Source organism: Synechococcus sp. B60.1 (assembly GCF_047462555.1).
Lineage (GTDB): Bacteria > Cyanobacteriota > Cyanobacteriia > Thermostichales > Thermostichaceae > Thermostichus.
The window spans coordinates 23,908-29,439 of sequence record NZ_JANSJN010000001.1 but is presented as its reverse complement, the minus strand read 5'-3'; the positions used below and the strand labels follow the sequence as shown (position 1 = coordinate 29,439).

At 61.9% G+C, this 5,532-nt stretch carries 4 protein-coding genes; 1 reads left to right on the top strand and 3 read right to left on the bottom strand.

The window, feature by feature from the left end; genetic code table 11:
• Together NW863_RS00140 and NW863_RS00135 are read right to left on the bottom strand one after the other, a co-directional pair.
• On the bottom strand, window positions 1–749 hold a 749-nt coding region (locus tag NW863_RS00140; RefSeq protein ID WP_414363744.1), incomplete at its 3' end, for a protoporphyrinogen/coproporphyrinogen oxidase.
• A 30-nt stretch (window positions 750–779) separates the two neighbouring features.
• A complete protein-coding gene (locus NW863_RS00135) occupies window positions 780–2,873 on the bottom strand; it encodes a hypothetical protein (protein ID WP_414363742.1) in 2,094 nt (697 codons plus the stop codon).
• Between the two features lie 348 nt (window positions 2,874–3,221).
• On the opposite strand from NW863_RS00135, the gene NW863_RS00130 reads away from it, so the two are divergent.
• Window positions 3,222–3,575: a DUF6464 family protein gene (locus NW863_RS00130; RefSeq protein ID WP_414363740.1), complete on the top strand. Its 354-nt coding sequence runs from the start codon at window positions 3,222–3,224 to the stop codon at window positions 3,573–3,575.
• On the opposite strand, the gene NW863_RS00125 is transcribed toward NW863_RS00130, so the two are convergent.
• Complete coding sequence (locus tag NW863_RS00125; RefSeq protein ID WP_414363738.1) at window positions 3,572–5,026, bottom strand: BCD family MFS transporter; 1,455 nt, start codon at window positions 5,024–5,026, stop codon at window positions 3,572–3,574. The two genes, NW863_RS00130 and NW863_RS00125, sit on opposite strands and share 4 nt — an antisense overlap.
• Between the last annotated feature and the right edge of the window lie 506 nt (window positions 5,027–5,532).

The following is a 5,532-nucleotide window of genomic DNA, read 5'->3' as shown; positions in this document are numbered from 1 at the left end:
GCAGGGATCTCCTCGCCCTTGGCGGTGCGGATCCCGCGCACTTTTCCCTCTTCCACCAGGATGCGCTCCACCGAGGTTTGGTAGCGGATCTGCTCTGGGGCAAGGTGGCCGGCCAGTTGGCGGACAATCTCTCCCATGCCCAGCGCCGGGGTGACGATGGCTCCTTCGGCCATCATCTTGAAATAAAAGGCAAAGAGGCGGGCGCTGCTGGCCAGATCCGGATCCAAAAGAATGCCGCGGAAAAAAGGGTAGAAGAAGTGCTGGCAGATCTTTTGGGAAAATCCGTACTCCTCCAGGAACTCTCGCACTGAGCGGTCAGATCCCCCCAGTCCTTCCTGGAAAACCTGTTCTGGGGTGCGCCGCGCCAGCTCCGCCCGCAACTGCAGCACCTTGAGCTTGTCGCCAAAGCTGGCCAAGGGGTTGAAGAGGGAAGGGACAATGCTGGTCGGATCCCGCAGGGGATCCCCCAACAGCCAGCAGCGACCGGGTTGGGCCAGCATCGCTCCCGGACGGTAGGGGCGGGGGTTAAGCTTGCTCAGATCCAGATGCCGCCGCACTTGGGGATAGGCGGTAAACAGCACCTGAAAGCCGCGATCCAAACGGAAGCCCTCCACCGCGTCGGTGCGCACCCGCCCGCCGGGGCCGTCGCTTTTTTCCAGGACTAGGACATCGCTCCAACCCGCCTGGCTCAGCACCTTGGCGCAGGTTAAGCCGGCCAGCCCTGCCCCGATAATGACCACTCTGCCCATGCTGCTGGGATCCCTTCTCCGTGGAGTATTTTACCTGGCTCGATTCCTCAAGGCTGAGTCCCCTTCTGAGGCAGGATGTTCTGGCCCCCAGATGCGAATGGCGCCATCGGCACCGCCGCTGAGAAGGGTTTGCCCGTTGGGGCCAAACAGCAGAGCACTCACCATCCCAGTCTGGCCGCCCAGGGTGCGCAACTCTTTGCCGCTGCCCAGATCCCAGAGTTTGATCTGCTGGGCGCGGTGATCGGTGCCGCTGGCCAGCAGGCGGCCATCGGGGCTGAGGGCAAGGGTCGCCAAGCCAGACAAGGGCTGGGCCAGAGTGCGCTCGAGGGATCCCGTGCCCACGTTCCAGATCCAGATGCCGGAAGCGCTGGCGGCGAGCAAGTGGCGGCCATCGGGGCTGAGGAGCACCTGCTCGATGGGGTAGTCGGCCTCCAGGGTTTTCAACAAAGCCCCGCTGCCGGGATCCCAAAGATGAACGGTGGGATCCCCGTTGGCGGCCACCAGGATCCAGGGCGGGCTCCTTTTTTCCGCCACCCCAGAGGGAGCGAAGGCCACCGCCGTAATGCCTGACCCCTGGGTAACCGGGTGGGCGGCGCTGTCGATGGTGCGCACCAACTGGCCATCCTCAGCTTGCCAAAGGCGAATGGTACGGTCGGCGCTGCCGCTGGCAATCCAACGGCCATCGGGGCTGATGGCGACGCTGTTGATCAGCTCGGTGTGGCCCTGCAACTGCAGCCGTGGCACCCCATCCCCCAGGGTGGCCAAATCCCAAACCCGCACCGTCTTGTCGGCCCCCCCACTCACCAAAAAGGTACCATCGGGGCTGATGGCCAGCGTCTCAATCGAGCCTTCGTGGCCTGCCCAGCTCTGCAGCAGTTGGCTGGCCTGGGGATCCCAAAAGCGGATGACACCGTCGTCTCCCCCGGCAACCAGGAGATCTCCATCCGGGCTGATGGCCAGAGCGGTGATAGCGGCGGGGCCTTCCAGTGTGGCCTTGAGCTGCAAGGACTTGGCCCAGTCAGCTAGGTTGAGGGCAGGGCTGGAAGAGGATAGGGATCCAGTCCTGGAGGGATTGGGCGGCTGCTCTGGGGAGCTGAAGCTTTTGAGCCCAGCGGATCCCAAATTTGCCCTCGTTCCCGCGGGCGGGACAGAGTCCCTGGGCATAATTGCCTTCTCTCCCCACAGGCTGAGGTTGGCCGCCAGTTGCCAGGCAGCAGCTCCGAGTAGCACCAGCAAAGCCGCCAGACTACTCCCCGCCCAAAGTGGTGGGATCCAGAAACGCGCCCGCAGTGATACCGAGGAACGCGGCGGCGTAGTCGGCTCCTGTAAGGGAGCGGCGGCAACAGGGTCGGGCAGGATCTCAGCGCCGGGAGAGACGCCCTCTGCCAGAGGCAAAGCCTGGAGAGCGGCCAAAGCTGCCGCTGCCGAAGCAAAGCGCTGCCGCGGGTCACAACCCACCAGGCAGTCCAAAAAAGCGGCAAAAGGAGCGCTGGTAGGAGCCAGATCGTGCCAGCGCAGCTCCCCCGTCAACGGGTCGCGAAACAGCTTGTGGGGCGGGATCCCTGAGAGGGCCTGTATGGCGATGAGCCCAAGTGCCTCCAGATCGCTGTCGGCAGCCTCGGGCCCAGAGTTGCAGCAGCCCAAGCCCAACACCACCCAGCGGCCATCCGCCCGGCGACAGATCAGGTGAGAGGGCTCTAGGTTGCAGCAGTTTACCCCCTCACTGTGTAGCAAGGCCAAGGTTTGCAGCACATCTTGCAAAAAGGCCCGCACCTCCGCCTCTGACCAGAGCTGCCCTTGCTCCGTGGCCTGGCGCAAGGCTTGCTCCAGGGTAGGCCCCTCGATCCACTCTTCTACCCAGTAAAAGCCCCCCTCCTCCTCAAAATAGGCCAGCAGGCGCGGGAGAGTGTCATGGGATCCCAGGCGTTCCCGCAGCGCCATTGCCTGTTGAAATTGCTGCCGGGTGGCAGAGGGCTCTTCCTCCTTGGGAGAGCGAGGTTGCCAACGCCTGATCACCACCCAGATCTGTTCGGGGCGATGGCCATCTTGGGCCAGGTAGGTTTGCCCGCTGGATCCCAGTTCTTCTAGGATCTGATAGCGGCCAGCCAAGGTTTGCCCTACCATAAGGACTCCGGTCGCTCCAGGCAGATGTGGCTCACCAGTGGCCTATCCTCAGCCAGGCTACCAATCTTTGCTTCTGACCCATAATGCCACAGTAAGAAAACGGGGTCTAAGGCAACCCCCTCGGCAAGAGATAAGGTCTCTGGCTACTCGAGGCGCAAGAGATGGAGGTAACCTCCCTCGGGAAAAAGGAGATCTAGATCAGGCGCGAGGAGCTGGGGCTCGATCCTCTCCCCAATTGGCGGCCCGCCCAAGGAAAATCCTCTACACTAAATAGAACCAGTACAGGCAAAACCGCGTCCATTCTATTGTTTGCCGGTCTGTTCTCCAGGCTGGCCTCCTTGGCACCTTATGTCTTCTGTCAACCCGGCCTTGCCCATTCAGTGGATCGATGCGGATTCGGGAGAGGTGGTGGAGGAATGTCCCTGGGAGAGCAGCCCCCATCCGGGTACCTACGTTCAACTGGCGGAGCAGCACTATTTGGTTTTGGAAAAGCGCCATTCCTATCAACTGCGGCAGGGCAAATATCACCTGTGCAGTATCCGCGCTCTCATTCGCCCGGTGAGCCCACCCCCTGAGGCCGGCCACTTTCTGGGGGATCCCTCCTGTCGGTTCAATGCCCGCTCGCCCCTGTTGCGCTGCGCCGTTAACCCCAACGGACCCTGCCAAGGCTGCCCCCACTACGAGCCGGCCCAGCGGCGCTAGCCCTCCAGGTCCAGCGCCAGCACCTCGGTCAGGGCGCGGCTGGTTTTCTCCCGGAACTCGGCTACGCTTACCCGTCCCAGCAAATACACCGCCAGCAGCATCACCGCCGCCTCCACCCCGAAGACGGTGGCGTAGGAGAGGACGGGGGAAGAGGGAAAGAGAATCCGCCCCAGATCCAGCAAGGCGCCACCAATGAGGGTAGAGAGCGCCTGCGACATGGCCTGGGCTAGGCCCCAGGCTCCAATGAAGGTGCCGGCGGTTTCTGCTGCCGTCAAGTCCAACATTAGGCTAATGGCGCCGTTGGTGGTGATCCCGGAAGCCAGGCCAAACAGGATCATGCACAGTTGCAACATCGCTGGCTCGCCCGTAAACCCTGCCAAAATGGTCAACCCAAAGGAGATCGCCACCAGCAGGCAGCCCAGCCGAGCCGTTGGCTGCTTGCCCAGCCTGGGCACGATCAGAAATCCGGTCACCACAATTCCCGCTAGAACGCCCAGGCTCCAGAAGGCGTTGAGCTGGGTACTTTGGGATACGGTCATGCCGAACACCTCGCCGCCATAGGGCTCCAGAACCGGCTGCTGGATAAACAGGCCCATGGTCATCAGAACCAAAAAGCCAAAGAAGATCAGGGTTTGGCGGCTGGCGGTGAGCACCTTGAGGGCCGTGCCCAGGGTGATCTGGTCTTCCCGCCCGGCCAAGGTGGAACGGGATCCATAGCGGGAATAGCGTTCTTCCACCCCCCAGGTGGCGATCACCCCCAGCAGGATCACCACAGCAGGAATAACAATGAAGAGGCGGTTGATCGTGCTCTGCAAGTTCTCGGGATCCAGGCCGCGCAGCAGCACTGCCGAGCCAATTGCCCCGCCGGCAATGCCCACCATCAGCATCGACCAGACGATCCCCACCAACTGGGAGCGGTTGTGCTCATCGGAAACATCCACCAGCAGCGCCGCAAAGGGCGTGGAGCAGGCGCTCAGACAAAGCCCATAAAGAGCAAACATCAAGGCGGCGAGAGCAATCCAACCGTAGGTGGCCAGCGACCAACCGCTACTGGCAAAGCTCTGCCCCAAACCCCACACCACCTGCACGGCCAAGAAGATGCACAGGGCAAACAGCACCGAGCCCAGGCGCACATAGCCGCTGCGGTGCGTCCCAAACAAAGGCTTGGCATCGGAAAGCTGCCCAAACCAGACGCGGGCCGGGGAAACCAACTGGTGCATGGCCAGGGATCCCCCCACCACCGTGGCCGGGATGGCCAAGAGCTCCGGGTCAATCATGACTCGATTGAGCACTCCCAGGGTCAGCAGCGACATCATCCCCAGCCCCATCTGAAATAAGCCTAGGCGAAACATGACGGGCAAAGGCAAGGGGGGCGCCGAAGGCTGAGACTCTGAAGAAATGGCCGTGGCCGCAGACACGTTGACCTCAGGATCCCGTTGAATATTGGCCATGACCTGTGATGATTCATGCAAAAGCCCTACAGCTTTTTATGGTAGCCCAGGTAGCTGGGGATCCCGGCAAAGGGATGGGGTTGCCAAAAGCGAAACTGCCGCGCCGGCTCTCCGTAACCGGGTTATGGTCAGGGCATCGTTAAAGAAGGGAGCCTACTATATTGAAGGAAGCCCACATCCCCACCTTTTGGCTGCTGAGTTCGCTAAGCTGGATGAGCATTTCCCCGGCTGCTCTGCCGCTGATGTCCACTGCTTAGGCAAACCCTATGGATTTTCCGACGAGCCAGGATCCTTCCTCATCGCTGCCGCAATGGGCAGAGTACTTCGCTTATAGGCAGGTAATCGACCGGACAATCGCCATGACTAGGGATCCGCGGGCGTGATCCCTGGCAGCCCACTACGGGCTGGATATCGTTGAGCTCACCTGGGAAGATACCGGACGCCACAAGGGGTCTGCCCTCGGCCCCAACATCAGCGCCTTTTCTTCAACCAAAACGGTGAACGGG